12 protein-coding genes and 2 pseudogenes are annotated in these 14,757 nt (G+C 59.6%); 9 read left to right on the forward strand and 5 right to left on the reverse strand.

Features of this window, described 5'->3' with window-relative positions; genetic code table 11:
• Nucleotides 1–90: 90 nt before the first annotated feature.
• Nucleotides 91–1,224, forward strand: a complete 1,134-nt coding sequence (locus ATJ93_RS20810; protein ID WP_120246595.1) for an aminotransferase class V-fold PLP-dependent enzyme — start codon at nt 91–93, stop codon at nt 1,222–1,224.
• A 21-nt stretch (nt 1,225–1,245) separates the two neighbouring features.
• Here the strand turns inward: ATJ93_RS20810 and ATJ93_RS20815 are convergent, their stop codons facing one another.
• Nucleotides 1,246–1,572, reverse strand: coding sequence for a DUF7344 domain-containing protein (locus tag ATJ93_RS20815; protein WP_120246596.1), 327 nt, complete (start codon nt 1,570–1,572; stop codon nt 1,246–1,248).
• 199 nt (nt 1,573–1,771) lie between these two features.
• Here ATJ93_RS20815 and ATJ93_RS20820 point away from each other — a divergent pair, with 199 nt between their 5' ends.
• Complete coding sequence (locus ATJ93_RS20820; protein WP_120246597.1) at nt 1,772–3,634, forward strand: bacterio-opsin activator domain-containing protein; 1,863 nt, start codon at nt 1,772–1,774, stop codon at nt 3,632–3,634.
• 265 nt (nt 3,635–3,899) lie between these two features.
• On the opposite strand, the gene ATJ93_RS20825 is transcribed toward ATJ93_RS20820, so the two are convergent.
• Complete coding sequence (locus tag ATJ93_RS20825; RefSeq protein WP_120246598.1) at nt 3,900–4,634, reverse strand: helix-turn-helix domain-containing protein; 735 nt, start codon at nt 4,632–4,634, stop codon at nt 3,900–3,902.
• 86 nt (nt 4,635–4,720) lie between these two features.
• On the opposite strand from ATJ93_RS20825, the gene ATJ93_RS20830 reads away from it, so the two are divergent.
• The 4 genes from ATJ93_RS20830 to ATJ93_RS20845 all read left to right on the forward strand — a co-directional run bounded on the left by ATJ93_RS20830 (nt 4,721) and on the right by ATJ93_RS20845 (nt 9,591).
• Nucleotides 4,721–5,830 (forward strand): MBL fold metallo-hydrolase, encoded by a 1,110-nt coding sequence (locus ATJ93_RS20830; protein ID WP_120246599.1) that lies wholly within the window; start codon nt 4,721–4,723, stop codon nt 5,828–5,830.
• Nucleotides 5,831–5,833: 3 nt separating this feature from the next.
• Nucleotides 5,834–7,123 (forward strand): MFS transporter, encoded by a 1,290-nt coding sequence (locus ATJ93_RS20835; protein ID WP_120246600.1) that lies wholly within the window; start codon nt 5,834–5,836, stop codon nt 7,121–7,123.
• A gap of 240 nt (nt 7,124–7,363) precedes the next feature.
• Nucleotides 7,364–8,512, forward strand: a complete 1,149-nt coding sequence (locus tag ATJ93_RS20840) for an MBL fold metallo-hydrolase (RefSeq protein ID WP_120246601.1) — start codon at nt 7,364–7,366, stop codon at nt 8,510–8,512.
• 182 nt (nt 8,513–8,694) lie between these two features.
• Nucleotides 8,695–9,591 carry a sulfurtransferase gene (locus tag ATJ93_RS20845; protein WP_120246602.1) on the forward strand — a complete coding sequence of 299 codons (897 nt, stop codon included), beginning with the start codon at nt 8,695–8,697 and terminating at the stop codon, nt 9,589–9,591.
• Nucleotides 9,592–9,727: 136 nt separating this feature from the next.
• Here ATJ93_RS20845 and ATJ93_RS20850 read toward each other — a convergent pair whose 3' ends face one another.
• Entirely contained in the window at nt 9,728–10,114 is a 387-nt protein-coding gene (locus ATJ93_RS20850; protein ID WP_120246603.1) for a DUF302 domain-containing protein, read from the reverse strand.
• A 110-nt stretch (nt 10,115–10,224) separates the two neighbouring features.
• On the opposite strand from ATJ93_RS20850, the gene ATJ93_RS20855 reads away from it, so the two are divergent.
• The 3 genes from ATJ93_RS20855 to ATJ93_RS20865 all read left to right on the forward strand — a co-directional run bounded on the left by ATJ93_RS20855 (nt 10,225) and on the right by ATJ93_RS20865 (nt 12,508).
• The gene (locus tag ATJ93_RS20855; RefSeq protein ID WP_120246604.1) at nt 10,225–10,887 is read left to right on the forward strand and encodes a class I SAM-dependent methyltransferase; all 663 of its coding nucleotides are present in this window, start codon (nt 10,225–10,227) and stop codon (nt 10,885–10,887) included.
• Nucleotides 10,888–11,108: 221 nt separating this feature from the next.
• Nucleotides 11,109–11,468 (forward strand): thioredoxin, encoded by a 360-nt coding sequence (gene trxA / locus ATJ93_RS20860; protein ID WP_120246605.1) that lies wholly within the window; start codon nt 11,109–11,111, stop codon nt 11,466–11,468.
• Complete coding sequence (locus ATJ93_RS20865; RefSeq protein WP_120246606.1) at nt 11,465–12,508, forward strand: NAD(P)/FAD-dependent oxidoreductase; 1,044 nt, start codon at nt 11,465–11,467, stop codon at nt 12,506–12,508. The genes trxA and ATJ93_RS20865 overlap by 4 nt, the downstream gene beginning before the upstream one ends.
• Nucleotides 12,509–12,658: 150 nt before the next feature.
• On the opposite strand, the pseudogene ATJ93_RS20870 reads toward ATJ93_RS20865, so the two are convergent.
• A pseudogene (locus ATJ93_RS20870) lies at nt 12,659–14,262 on the reverse strand (sensor histidine kinase); the annotation flags it as partial.
• Between the two features lie 135 nt (nt 14,263–14,397).
• A pseudogene (locus tag ATJ93_RS24695) lies at nt 14,398–14,733 on the reverse strand (hypothetical protein); the annotation flags it as partial.
• Nucleotides 14,734–14,757: the final 24 nt, after the last annotated feature.

The raw sequence follows: 14,757 nt of genomic DNA on the forward strand, positions 1-14,757 counted from the left end.
GTCGCCCGATACCGAAATGTGCGTTCGGCCGCCGGACAGTATTTCATAGTGAACCCAAGATTATTACTATCCGATTCCGTAGGGAGAGGTATGCAACCGAGTACGTCGATGACGCCGACCGAACTCCGAGCGGACGTTCCCGCGCTACAGGAGGGTACCTATCTCAACTTCGGCGCTCACGGACCGAGTCCGAGATACGTCGTCGATGCCGCCGACGAGTTCGTCCGCGAGCACGAGTACGAGTCGCCGATCAGGGACCACCCCTACGAGACGGCGTTTCGAGCCTTCGACCGCACTCGAGAGGCAGTCGCGTCGTTCGTCGGTGCCGATTCAGATGAAATCGCGCTCACTGAGAGCACGACGGCCGGGATCAACGCCGTCGCGAACGCGATCGACTGGCAGCCCGGCGACGTCGTCGTCAGGACGGACCTTGAGCATCCAGCCGGCACACTCCCGTGGCAGCGCCTCGAGCGGGAGGGCGTCGATGTTCGCGTCGTCGAGACGGCGAACGGACGGATCGATCTCGAGCGGTTCGCCGAGGCCGTCGCGGACGCCAGGCTCGCCTGTTTCAGCGCGGTCACGTGGACTCACGGGACGCAGCTTCCGGTGGCGGACCTGGTCGAGATCGCCCACGAGCACGACGCGTTCGCACTCGTCGACGCCGTGCAGGTCCCCGGGCAGCTACCGATGGACGTTCGAGAGTGGGGTGCCGATGCAGTCGCCGCCGCCGGACACAAGTGGCTCCTCGGGCTGTGGGGCGGCGGCTTCCTCTACGTCGACCGCGATGTCGCCGAAGATCTCGAGCCACGAACGGTCGGCTACCGGAGCGTCGAGACGCCGACGGCGGAGCCGTTCGAGTACGCTGCCGGTGCGCGCCGGTTCGAAGTCGGGTCGGCGAACCCAGCGCCGCACGTCGCGCTCCGGGAAGCAATCGACGCGATCGGCGATGTCGGGATCGACCGGATCGAGAACCGCATCCGCCGACTGACCGGACGGGTGGCTGACGGCGTTCCCGACAGACGACTCCTGAGTCCGTCGGAGCCGGAGTCGGGACTGGTGACCATCGATGTTGACGACCCAGCGGCGACAGTCGAACGCCTCGCCGCCGACGAGATCATCCTTCGTGCGCTCCCGCGGCCGAACGCTGTTCGCGCCTCCGTCCACGCGGTCAATACCGTCGGAGATGTCGATCGACTGCTCGAGGGGCTGGAGCGCGAGTGGTAGAACAAAGCGGTCAAGCAGAAATTATTCGATTCGAACGTCGAATCGGGTCGGACACGACCCGATACGGTTCGTATCCGGCGCGTACTCGATCACGCCGAACGCATCGATCATCGGGAGGTGAACGTGGTGAAGCGAACACGCCACGCGGGCGACGGTCTCGTCATCGACCGCGTCGGCGCCGCGTTCGCGGGCGGCAATTCCGGATGCGAGTTCGGTCAGTTCGATGGGCGGCTCCTGTCCTGAGAGGATATCGATCGTCATTCTGCGTCGGTCGCTCCCGAGCAGCCGACACCAATCGCTCTCGGTCGATTCGTTCGCGCCGGCGGATTCGCGTGTAGGGGAACTCATCTGGAAGCGTATCCGTTACTCAGAATTCGGTCGTCCGTAAGGACACAGTAAAATTACTTCGGCTCGACACGGTGAGATGGTCGCCCGTGCTGCAGTACGGAGCCGTCCTATCGGCCATGAACCGGCAGTGAACTGGCGGCCCACGGACTGGCCTCCGCCGACGGAGGCTTGACAACAGTGCGGCCCCACTCTCGTTCTAATGGCCGGGCAATCCTTAACCGACAGTCTTCGGGAGACCCTCGCTCTCTTCGACGGCTCGGGAACGCCGCGGACGACCGCGGAGCTCGCTGACGACCTCGAGATCGGTCGCCGGAGCACCTACGAGCGCCTTGAACGACTCGTTGAGCACGGTGAACTCGAGACCAAACGCGTCGGCGCGAGTGCCCGCGTGTGGTGGCGTCCGCGGTCGTCGGCCGAGACACCTGATTCTGCATCCGACGCGGGAGTTCGGCCGATTCAGGACCGGTCTGGGTCGATCGTTGGTGAACTCGAGCAGTGCGCGATCTGTCTGCTCGATTCGAACGGCCGCGTCCGCACCTGGAACGCGGGCGCCGAACGTATCACGGACTCCGCTGCCGGCGCCGCGCTGGGCGAGCACATCTCGACGTTCTACACTGCAGCGGACCGACAGGCGGACGGTCCCGAGGCGACGCTCGAGACCGTCGCGGAAACGGGAGCGGTCGAAACGGACCAGTGGCGCGTTCGAGGGGACGGCTCGACAGACTGGGCAGCCGTCACCGTCGAGGCGATCCGCGACGGCAGTGGTAACCTTGAGGGATTCGCGGCGGTCCTACGGGACGCAACCGAGCAGCGGGAGACGGAGCGCCGCGAGACGGCAGAGCGACTCCGCCGACAGCGCGAGCAACTCGAGGCGCTCAACACCCTCAACGATGTCGTTCGAGAGATTATCGACACAATTACCCAACGGTCGACTCGAGAAGAGATCGAGCGGGTCGTCTGTGAGCACCTTGCCGCGACGGAGTCGTACCTCTTCGCCTGGATCGGCGACGTCGACGTCACCTCCCAGACGGTGGTCGGACGGACCGAAGCCGGCGTTGACGGCTACCTCGACGGTATCTCCATCTCCGTCGATCCGGACGACGAACGCAGCAAAGGCCCGACCGGGAGGGCGATCCTGAAACGCGAAATCCAGACCACGCAGGACATCCGCGTTGACGACAGACACGATCCCTGGCGGAGCCACATCGAGGAATACGGCTTCCGGTCGTCGGCCGCAATCCCGATCGTCCATGAGGATACCGTCTACGGCGTGTTGAACGTCTACGCCGAGCGGCCCAGAGCCTTCGAGGGTCGCGAACGGGACGTGATTAGTCAACTGGGGGAGGTCGTCGGTCACGCCATCGCGGCCGCCGAACGCAAGCGAGCCCTGATGAGCGACACCGTCGTCGAACTCCAGTTTCGAATCCGGGATGTCTTCGGCACACTCAACGTTGACACACCGACAATCGGAACCATCACGCTCAATCACGTGGTCCCCATCGAAGATGACGAGTACCTCGTCTACGGGAGCGTCACTGCGAACGGGATCGACGGACTCGAGTCGCTCGTCGAAGCGCTCCCACACTGGGTGAGTGTGACATATCGAACTGGCGGCGACGAGCGAGGATTTGAGCTTCGCCTCTCCGAGCCACCGGTCTTGTCAACGGTTGCGTCGCTCGGCGGTTCCGTCGAGACAGCCGTCATCGAGGACGGTGACTACCTGATGACGCTTCACGCGGCGCCGGGGGCAGATGTTCGACAGGTCGTCGATACCGTACAAGAAGCATACCCCGATGTGGAGTTGCTGAAGCAACGCCAACTCCGGATCGACACGTCTGAACGGGTCCGCGATGTGCTGGAGGCGGATCTCACCGACCGCCAGCGGGCGACACTCGAGGCGGCGTATCATGCGGGCTACTACGAGTGGCCGCGCGACGCGTCCGGCGAGGACGTCGCCGAATCGCTGGAAATCGCCCCGCCGACGTTCAACCAGCACCTCCGGAAGGCGCAGCGAAAGGTGTTCGACTCGCTGTTATCGAGCCCTGGCCGGCCGGTGGAGTAACGCGGCGAAGGTGCGGTAGTTACGTCTGGTGTGCCACACCCTTCTCTGTCACGTCGATCCATCCGCACGACCCGGTAGTACCTTACGTCTAAACACATCGATACTGACGGAACAAACCCAGAAGAGCGCACCCCAGATGAGAGCGTACTCGGCGAGATACGGCGACTCGACATCAGGGTTGTGACGGCGACTGATCCATCGTAACGGGATCGGGTCGATGACTGTGAATCGAGCCGTCGGAACCATGCGTTTGACGAGCGAGCGATCAGTCAGCCCGCTGTTCGGGTGTTTCCGCTCGACCTGTACCTAGCGGATCCGCCCCAGTCCCCGACGTCACCAGCCGCAGGTACGTTCCGGCGTTCGCCATGAGCTTGTTCTCCGCCTTCCGGAGGTGCTCCTCGTAGGTCGAGCGGGCGACGGACGTCCGGGACGCCAATTCCCGAAGCGATGTCTGTCTCGGCTGTTCGTAGTAACCGTTTTCCAGCGCCAGTTGTAGTGCTGCCAGCTGGCGGTCGGTGAGGTCGTCGAACAGTTGATCGACCGGTGCCAACATACTGTGCGGAATCCTTTGCTCCGCGATAGCGGTCTTAGCGAGCAGTTCGATATCTCGATCTGCCTCGAGGTCCTGGAACAAGTCTCGAACGTCGGATTCGTCAAACGCGATCACCGTGTAGTGTTCCCAGCCCTGGCGGTGAATCGTTGGCGGCTGGTAGAGGCAATCGTGTTCCTCGAACCGCTCCAGGATCGACCCCTCAAGCGAGCAGAGACAGGACTGGGTGACGACGTGGAGACCCGAGTCGTCGCTCGACTCGTGGAGAACTGTTCCGATTGTCTTAATCTCCGCCAGTAACTCGTCGGTCGGCGCCTCCGACGAGGTGATCTCGAGCACCTGACAGTCGCTCAGGTACCACTCACGTATCGTGAGGTCCGGGTAACGTTCCGAAATCTCTCGGTATGGGCATTCGTGTTTCAACCGAAATGACGCCTCGTACAGACTCACACATCACTGTTCGTTCTCTCAGTGATTAATGGTACCGGTCATGTCCCGCACCATCGCTATTCCGATACCGTTCGTACAGGTACTTGATGACAGAAATCAGTCCGACAGAACTCAGCGATCGGTTACGCGACGACGAGGACGTGCTTGTGCTTGATATCCGGCACCGAGACGACTACGAGGAGTGGCACGTTCCTGACAGCATCAACGTTGACGTCTATGACGAACTGATCGACGATCCAGAGATGGCGAAAGAGGCCCTTGTGGATCTCCCGGACGACAGCGAGATCGTTACAGTCTGTGCTGCGGGAGTCGTCTCGCAGACCGCGACAGACCTCCTGCGAGAGATGGGCTATGACGCCAAGACGCTGACTGACGGGATGAATGGGTGGAGTCGCGTTCATCAGAGCGCGCCTGTCCCGACCGACCTTGACGGAACGCTCGTCCAAGTCGCCCGTCCGGGGAAAGGGTGTCTCTCTCACATCTTGATTTCGGGCGGTGATGCTGCCGTATTCGATCCCTCACACTACCTCGAAGAGTACGAGGGGATTCTCGACGACTACGACGCCGAACTCGTCGCTGTCTTCGATACGCACGCCCATGCCGACCACGTTTCCGGCGCTGCGGAACTCGCTGAGCGCCACGGCGTTCCATACTACCTCCACCCAAAGGACGCACTCGCGATCGACGTGACCCCGATCGAGGATGGAATGACGATCGAGATTGGAACGGTCGCCGTTGAGGCGATTCACACGCCTGGGCACAGCAAGGGCAGCGTCTCGTTCGATCTCGAGAGCGAAGCCCTGCTTACGGGCGATACGCTCTTCCACGAGAGCGTCGGCCGCGTCGAACTCGGCGTCGAAGCTGGACTTGAGGACACCGACGTTGAGGAGAACGCCGCGACGCTATACGAGAGCCTCCAGCGCCTGCTGGAGCGCCCGGACGACGCGGTCATCCTCCCAACACACGATCCCGGATCGCCCGAACCACCGGTGACCGCGACGCTCGCAGAGGTCCGAAAGCGAAACGAAGACCTCGAGCGCGATCGCGAAGCGTTCGTCGAGACGCTCGCTTCGGATATTCCGGAGCATCCGCCGAACTTCGAACGCGTCAAGCGGGCAAACGTCGGACAGGATGACGTTTCCGACGAGGAGCTATCCGAACTGGAACTGGGTCCCAACCGCTGTGCTGCCGAGTAATCCATGAGCGAGGGAACAGAACTGAAACAGGGCATCCGCGAACACCTCGGACAGTTCTCACTGCACGTCCTGCTGGTGTTCGCGACAGGACTGACCATCGGCTCAGAGCGGACCGTCGTCCCCGTCCTCGGCGAGGACGTACTCGGCGTCAAATCGTTCTTTGTCATCGGCTCGTTCGTCGTCTCGTTCGGCTTCGTCAAAGCGCTGCTCAATCTCTATGCCGGCAAATGGGGCGAGGAGTACGGGCGCAAGCCGGTGCTCGTGCTTGGCTGGATCACTGCCCTGCCGATCCCGGCAATTCTGATCTTCGCCCCGAGCTGGAGTTGGATCACCGTCGGGAACGTCTTACTGGGGATCAACCAGGCGCTAACTTGGAGCATGGCAATTAACGCCAAGATCGATCTCGCGGGCCCCGATCAGCGTGGGCTCGCCGTCGGCATCGACGAGGCGTTCGGCTACACTGGCGTCGCGGCAGGCGCGTGGATTACGGGCGTCATCGCCGGCCAGACCAGCCTTCGGCCGGAACCGTTCTACTTCCTCGCAGCCGTCGTGGTGCTGGCATTCCTCATCTCGATCTTTCTCATCAAAGAAACAGTCCAGTTCGCCCAACTGGAAGGCGATGACGATCACCACGATGCGAACCTCCCGTTCGACGAGGTTCTGAAGCGAGCAACTTACGGTGACAGAACGCTGTTCGCGGCGGCCCAGGCCGGCCACATCGAGAACTTCGTGGACACGCTGTTCTGGATCGCCGTCCCGCTGTATCTCACGAACCAGGGACTTGCGATCGAAACTGTCGGCGTCGTCGTCGGCGTCCACAGCGCAATGTACTTCCTCCAGATCGGAACCGGGGGCCTCGCCGACCGCATCGGTCGCCGTCCGCCCGTCGTCGCCGGAATGTTCCTCGCCGGAGCGGGTGTCCTTGGGATGGTGTTCGTCGACAGCTACCTCCCGTGGGCGATCCTCGCTGGGTTCTCTGGACTCGGCATGGCACTACTCTACCCGAACCTGATGACGGTCCCCAGTGACGCGGCCCATCCAACATGGCGGTCGGCTGGCATGGGCGTCTACAGGATGTGGCGCGACGCCGGCTACGGAGTCGGTGCAATCCTGATCGGCATCTCGATGGAGATTGTGAACCTTGAGGCCGCGTTCTACATGACCGCGGTCCTGATGTTCCTCTCTGGCACCATCGTCTACCTGTGGATGGAGGAGACTCACCCCGAGTTCGGATCCCACGAACCGCCGGTCCCAGCCTCAGACCAGCCCACCAGTGCGGCTCCCGATGACTGAACTATGCGATTCCTCAACCATCGTTAAGAAATGCACTGCCGTGACGAGATAGCGGTCCTATACTGCGCCTAGTTCCTACGAGCTATCGAACGGGGAGAAATGATGTACTGAGAACTACGACTAATTCCAACCAAGATCAGCTTTTCTAAGGCCGGTCAAACCGAGTACTGTTAGCCGTGCCTTTGCAGGGATGAGAACTATCGGCGGCCTCGGGCCAACTAGTATTGCGAGGTAATTCCAATGGTGAACCAAATCTCACCCGAACGGCTCGCAGAGTTAATTGACGCAGACGAGTCGTTCACGCTCATCGATACGCGTCCCGAGGATAGTTACGAGGGCTGGCGGATTCACGGTGCAGAGAACATCCCGTTCGGTCCGGGTGACGAGTTCGCGGACGAAGAACTCGAGCGCGTCGAAGCGGCGAGAGACGGTGATTCGATCGTCGCGATCTGTGGGAAGGGACTGACCTCGACGCCGTTCAGCTTCGAACTCGAGCAGCATGGCTACGATGACGTGTCCGTCGTCAAAGGCGGCATGGAGGATTGGAGCAAGGTCTACGAAGTCGTTCCCGTCGAGACCGAAAACGATGATCTCGTCATTCTTCAACTGCAGCGACGGGCGAAGGGCTGTCTCGGCTACGTCGTCGGATCAAAGCGCGCCGAATCGGCCGTCGTCGTCGATCCGACGCGACAGACGGATCAGTTCAAAATCGTCGCCGAGGAGGCTGGCCTCACAATCGAGCGCGTCCTCGACACACACGTCCACGCTGACCACATCTCGGGTGGATCGAAACTGGCAGCGGAGTTGGACGTTCCCTACCATCTCGGAGAACACGCGAGCGAGCGGGGCGTCGAGTATGACTACGAACCTCTCGCCGACGGCGAGACGATCGAACTTGGCGAGATCGAGATCGTAACGCTACACACGCCGGGGCACACGACCGAGATGGTCAACTACCTCGTGGACGGCGAGGCACTCCTGACCGGCGACACGTTGTTCGTCGAGTCCGTCGGCCGGACGGAACTTCAATTCGGTGACGAAGATGCGGCACGAGGAGCTGAACTGCTCTATGAATCGATTCACGACACTATCCTCGAGCTATCGGACGAGACGCAGATCCTCCCGGGACATGTGTCAGTCACAGAGAACAACCGATACGAAGTCGGCTCGCCAGGTAATCTGATCGGCGCTCAACTGGGTGATCTCCGTGATGATCTCAAGCTGCTGGGACTGGACGAGGACGAGTTTGTGGACCGGTTGGTCGATAACGCGCCCGACAAGCCGCCGAACTACGAGCGCGTGATCGAGATTAACACGGGTTCGGAGCCGCCCGAGGACGAGTCCGAGGCGACGGAACTCGAGTTAGGGCCGAACAACTGCGCGGCCTAATTCTCTGCACGTTCATTTCTTCGGATCCCGCCCAAAGTACACTATGAGGTAACGTTGACTCGGGTTCGCTAGCTACTGTTAGGTCTGAGTACTACTTCGGTACAATAGAAACACATAATATTGTACTATTTTGGAATTATTAGAAACAGCTCTAAGTAGCTTATCCGTGTAGTCGAACTCGTATGGCTGACACCAGTGAATACGCGACCGACGCACTCGTTTCGCCAGACTGGCTCGAAGAACACCTCGACGAGTTCGGAAACGACGACCCAGAATATCGGTTAGTTGAGGCCGATATCGAATATGAGGAGTCATACGCCGAAGGACACATTCCGAACGCGATCGGATTCGGTTGGGGGACACACCTCCAGGATTCGACGCAGCGCGATATCCTGAAAAAGAATCAATTCGCGGAGATCATGGGAGAAGCAGGAATTACAGAGGACTCAACAGTCGTCCTCTATGGCGACGAGTGGAATCAGTGGGCCGCGTACACCTACTGGCAGTTCAAGTACTACGGTCACGAGGACGTCCATCTACTGGACGGTGGACGGGTCTACTGGGAAGAAAACGACTATCCAATGACAACCGATGAACCTGATTTGCCCGAACGTGAGTACGACGTCAGCGGCCCATTCGACAATATCCGTATTTATCGGGAAGGCGTTGAGGACGCACTAGAGGTGGACGTCCCGCTTGTAGACGTTCGTAGCGCTGCGGAGTACCGCGGTGAGAAAATTGCTCCAGAAGGAAGTCGGGAAACTGCCCAGCGGGCAGGTCACATTCCAAGTGCTCAGAACATTACATGGAGTGAGAACCTCAAAGATAATAGTCGATTCAAGAGTCGAGCGGAATTGGAGGAGCTCTATGCAGACTACGGTATCACCGGTGATAGCGAAGTCATCACCTACTGTCGAATCGGCGAGCGCTCGTCGATTACATGGTTCACACTCCACGAACTCCTCGGATATGAGGACGTCCGGAATTACGACGGTTCATGGACCGAATGGGGGAACCTCATTCGCTCCCCTGTTGAGGTAGAGACTGACGATCCCGCAACGTTGGCAACTGAAGGGTAGTCCAATTGGATTCGTGATATTCCCCGCACCGTGTACGGCGCGGAGGATGTCACTCACGCTCGCCCTGCTCAGTTCTCGGTTCCGACAAAGGATGCAACACTCGTCCTTGCGGGAAGGGCGGGATTCTCTCGCTGAATCAAGATAGTAACTCGAGAACCCGTTCAAAGCGCTCGTACGCGTCGTCGCCGATCGGGTCGAGTTCGTCGTCGTCAGCGATGCCAATCAAACGCTGCGGATCGACCGCAGTGACGACCACGCCGTCGTCATCGTCATAGACGACGACGTTGCACGGAAGCAACGTTCCGAGTTCGAGATCGTGCTCGAGTCCCTGATGGGCTAACTGCGGATTGCACGCACCCAGGATTCTGTACTGTCGGAAGTCCTCGTCGAGTTTCTTTTGCAGCGTTTCCTGGACGTCGATATCGCAGAGCACGCCGAACCCCTCGTCCTCGAGGGCGTCGATCGTTTTCTCGACGACGTCGCCGAACTCGCCGTCGACTTGTGTACGGAGCGTATAGGACATACTGTACGACCGATTGCGAGAACGGTCGTCGTTGGGGTAGCAACAGCAAGCCCGCGGTACGTGCGTCAGTTCGAGGAAGACTGTAGTCCGTCCACGATGAAGAGATTACTATGGTTTCTCGTCGTACCATACGAGCGATCGCCGCTCTGTTCGGACTCACACTGCTCGCCGGATTCGCATACGCCCTCCGGTGGCGATCGAACCCGTCACCGTGCCCGTACGCTCAGCGCCACGTGATCGACCTCCCGCGTCCGGTCATCACTCGCTCCCGACTGCGCGACATACTCGAGCCCCAGCCCGGTGAGCGTCTTCTCGAGGTCGGACCGGGAACCGGCTACTACACCGGGATGGTCGCACGGACGATCGAATCGTCAGGGACACTGCACGCCGTAGACATCCAGTCGGAGATGGTCGAACACCTCGGAACGCGAATGCAACAAGAGGAAACCCTGAACGTCGAACCGATTCGCGGCGACGCACGATCGCTTCCGTACCCGGACGACACGTTCGACGCCGCGTATCTGGTCTTAGTCCTCGGCGAGATTCCCGACCAGAAGCGAGCCCTCGACGAACTCGAGCGGGTTCTGAAACCAGACGGTCGACTCATTGTCGGCGAATCGCTCCCCGACCCGCACTTCGTCGGATTTGAAGGGTTGCGACGCCGAATCGAGCAACGGGGACTGACGTTTGATGCGCGCGTTGGAACGCGAGTTGGGTATTTCGCGCGCTTCGACGTGAGGACCGCGGACCGATCGATCGATCCCGTCGAATGATTGGTTGTTAGAAGATAGTACAAAACTGTCTCAGGAACCTCGAACATAGAGCAGGAGTCCTCTCCCTCGTTCTCAGACCCCAAGGAGATATTATAGCGGACATGTGGATTCCTGCGGTTATCTCATGACGCCTGCAACGGTAATGACGATCGATCGAACCCGTATGGTATTGCCCAATACACACAAAACCTTTAAACGCTGTCAGCCCATACGTAGTGGTGATGGCAACTGATGCACGCGACGACGTTTCGGCGGGATCGCTCAACGAACCGATCTACATCGACGGGAGGAGTCACCTCGAGGAGGTCACGGCGGCACACGACGTCGTCCTCGTGGACTTCTACGCTGACTGGTGTGGCCCCTGTCAGATGCTCAACCCCGTCCTCGAGCGGCTTGCGGACACGACTGAGGCCGTGATCGCCAAGGTCGACGTCGACGAACACCAGCAGCTTGCGGGGTCGTTCGGCGTTCGTGGCGTGCCGACGCTCGTCCTCTTTGCGGACGGCGAGCAGGTCGAACAGCAGTCCGGCGCGCTGCCGGAAGACCGACTTCGTACCCTGATCGAGGGATACACTGAATGAACGAGGAAACTGATACGACCGCAGACGTTCGTGACGTGGTGATCATCGGCTCCGGTATCGCTGGCCTTTCCGCGGCTGTCTACGCCGCGCGAGCCGACCTCGAGCCGCTGGTGCTCGAGGGGCCCGAACCGGGCGGCCAGCTGACGCTGACGACCGACGTCGAGAACTACCTCGGCTTTCCCGAGGGCGTCGGCGGGATGGAGCTGATCCAAAACGGCAAGGACCAGGCCGAGCGTTTCGGCGCCGAGTTCACTCACGGCACCGTCGAAAACGCGACGCTCGAGGAACGCCCGTTCGAACTCGAGCTCTCGAACGGCGATCGGCTGCGAACGCGTGCGCTGATCGTCGCGAGCGGCGCGAGCGCTCGCTGGGTCGGCGCCGAGAACGAAGACGAACTGATGGGTTACGGTCTCTCGACGTGTGCGACCTGCGACGGCGCGTTCCACCGCGGCGACGACGTCCTCGTGATTGGCGGCGGCGATTCGGCGATGGAAGAAGCGCTCTTCCTCGCGAAGTTCGCCGACAGCGTGACGATCGTCCACCGCCGCGAGGAACTGCGCGCTTCCGAGATCATGGCCGACCGCGCCCGCGATCACGAGGATATCGAGTTCCGCTGGAACACCGAACTCGAGGCGCTCCGCGGCTCGCAGGAGGAGGGCGTCACCGGCGCGACGCTCGTCTCCCATCCCGACGGTTACCCCAGCGAGAAAGCCGCGAACGGCGTCGACGTGGATCGGGAGACCGTCGAGGTCGGCGGCGTGTTCTACGCGATCGGTCACACGCCGAACACGGAGTTCCTCGAGGGGACCGCCGTCGAACGCGACGAGCGCGGCTACCTCTACACTCGAACCGACGACGCCGGCCGCGCGACGACCGAGACGACGGTCGAGGGCGTCTTCGCCGCCGGCGACGTCGCCGATCCGGACTATCAACAGGCGATCACTGCCGCTGGAACCGGTAGCATGGCCGCACTCGACGCTGAGGCGTACCTTGAAACGCTCGAGCGGACGGAAGAAACTACGCTCGAGGTTTCCCCATAGTCGCACCCCTCGTTAGCATCGAATCAGCTTGTCTCTAGCTGTCCAGTAGACGTAGAAGTTCTCGAAAAATAGCGTTCACTGTAACGCGTCTTGAGCAATATTTGATACGTACGTATCGGCGGATGAGAATCCATCAATAAGATCACTGCTTCAGCGGTGAGGAGCTGACTTGTTTGCTTCGCCAGCCGCAGGGAGTCGAAACGAAAACGCGGATCCATTGTCGAGTTCGGAGTCGACCCAGATCTCACCGCCGTGCCGTTCGAGAATCCGTTGACAAAGTGCGAGACCGATTCCGGTACCGGAGCTCTCGTGACGACTGTGTACTCGCTCGAAGATGTCGAAATCCGGTCTTGATCCTCGGGATCGATACCAATTCCTTCGTCTTGGACAGTCACGATCCAGTCGGTGCTATCCCGTTGGGCAGAGACGGATACGGTCGGCGAGTCGGGACCGCTATACTGGATAGCGTTCCGAAGCAGGTTCTGAAACACCTGTCGCAACTGATGTGGGTCCCCTTCGACACGGGGCAACGACTCTGCAGTAATTGTCGCGTCAGTGGTCTCGATTATGGGTTGCAGATCCTGACAGACGTCTTCCAACACGCTCTCTAGATCGACGGGTTCTAACGGATCTGCTTCCGTTTCAACCCGCGAATACTTGAGCAAGCCGTCGATCATTGCTCGCATCCGGTCAGCCCCGTTGACAGCGAACTCAAGGAACTCGAGTCCTTCTTCATCAAGGTCGTCCTCGTATCGGCGTTCGATGAGCTGGAGGTACGACGATACCATCCGTAAGGGTTCTTGCAGATCGTGCGAGGTGGCATACGCGAACTGCTCGAGCCGCTTATTCAACTCCTCAAGATCTGCGATCAATCGTTCGAGTTCCGTCTGATACTGCCGACGCTCGATCGCTTCTGCGATAACGTTGGCAACACTCTGGATGAACGAGATATCTTCATCGCTGAACGTTTGGGGAGAAGTATCGTGCGTAGCCAGAATTCCCCACGGTTCGTCGAACGGACCGATAATAGTACTAATACCGCTACGAACGTCATGGTCCGTCAGTAAGTCGGGACCGCTAAATCGGGTATCTGTCTCGAGGTCCTCAACGACGACCGGTTGAGCGTGTTCCAGGGTATACGCGGCCTGTGAATTAGCTTCGACGGCAGACACTGTCGCCTCCCCAACAAGGCCCTTGTGCCATCCAATACCTTGGCGTAGGAGAAGTTCCTCACGTTCCTCGCGGAGATCAAGGATTTTGCAGTAATCGATACCGAGTACGTTCGTTACTTGGCGAGCCGCGTCGCTCATGAGTTCGTCGAGATCGGCGGTTTCGAGTGCGAGTTGTCCGAGGTCGGCGATAGCTTGTTGCTGACGGGCCCGCTTCGTGAGTTTTCGTTCGTGTTGCTTGTGCTCAGTGATGTCCTGTGACATCGCCAAAATGGCGTATATTTCGCCCTCGTCAGTAGTCAACGGGTGTGTTCGGAACTCGAAAATTCGCCCCTGAACCGCTAGCTCAAATGTGGTCGGCTCGCCATCGAGAGCGGCACGATAGTTTGGCTCGATCTCTTTCAGTATTTCCTCCGGATATACGTCCTGTATTCGTTCGCCTTGAAGATCACTAGCACTAAAATTGAGAGAATCGAAACCCTGTCCAGCGACGAGCGTGTGTCGTAACTCGGTATTCAGAAGTGCAACCGCTCCATTTGGGAAGTTTTCCGTCAGGGTTCGGTATCGTTGCTCGGACTCCTCTAGTTGGGTAACCGTCTCCTCAAGTTCCGCCTGCGTCCGATTGAGTTCACGGTTGCGCTGTTCAAGCGTTCGCGTTCTCGTTTTCGCTCGCGCATCGTACGTCCCAGCAGCGAGTCCCGCAGTACTCCCAATTGCAGTGAGGATAAGGATATTCTGGATGGGATCTCGGAGTCCCGCAACCATCGCTATCAAGCCGATAAGACCGAGCATCGAACTGATCCCGCCGACACACCACTTCGTAATGACGGGAAAAGTCTCAGGATGAATGTCGGTTTGTGGAAGCCGATAGCCGACAAAGAAGAGCAGAACTCCAGATCCAACAACCAAGAGAGTGATAATCAGATCGATGCCAAGCGGGGTATCAATATCCGGTAGAAACGGGTAACCGATACCCAGTACGATATACAATCCACCGAGAGCGACGAGAAGTTTTCTCCCTCTATGGAAAGAAAAGAATTGCTCGAACCAAGCCATTAGACAAATTTATTCACTCGATCT

The organism is Halopiger aswanensis (assembly GCF_003610195.1).
In the GTDB taxonomy this organism is placed as follows: domain Archaea; phylum Halobacteriota; class Halobacteria; order Halobacteriales; family Natrialbaceae; genus Halopiger; species Halopiger aswanensis.